Genomic DNA, 566 nt, shown 5'->3' with positions numbered 1-566 from the left:
GGTCTAACACACTCTCAATCCTTAAAAAATACACTACATAGAAAACTATGTAGTAGCGTGCTATGTAATGCACTTTTCGCTTTAAGGACTTGACCAAAGTATAGCGCACTTACTTTCTTAGTCTCAAGCCCTAAATCACATTTTCATAAAAATGTTTAACATAATTGATATAATACGTAGTTATATCAATAACTTAGAGGCATTTTATATAATCTGTGATACATAATCACATATTATACTTTATTGATACTATTTTCATAGCCTCTATATTACGCCAATCGCTTTATTTTTAATCATACGCATGCCACTCAACAAAACATTTCCCTTTATTTTCAGTATCTTGCGAAACTTCACATTATATCAATTATGTTAAATTAGATAAAAGTGAAGCAATTTTGAGTAAAGCGTCATCAGAGCCAAAAGGCACGCACGTCAACGTTGAGTTATCGGGCAAACATAACCAAATCCTTGAGAGCTCTAAGGCTCAGAATAACCGAACAAAACGTGCCGAGGCACAAGCTCGTCTAGAGCATCACCTTGAACTTTTTGGTGTGAACTGGGAAGTA

The 566-nt window shown here is 34.6% G+C and carries 1 protein-coding gene; it reads left to right on the top strand.

What is annotated here, in order from left to right; genetic code table 11:
- Positions 1–395 precede the first annotated feature (395 nt).
- Positions 396–566 (top strand): TraY domain-containing protein (locus OH459_RS28120; RefSeq protein WP_269989909.1); only part of this gene is annotated, 171 nt, incomplete at its 3' end.

Source organism: Vibrio sp. MM46, assembly GCF_027587135.1.
GTDB lineage: Bacteria > Pseudomonadota > Gammaproteobacteria > Enterobacterales > Vibrionaceae > Vibrio > Vibrio harveyi.
This window is presented reverse-complemented; position numbering and strand designations above follow the sequence as displayed.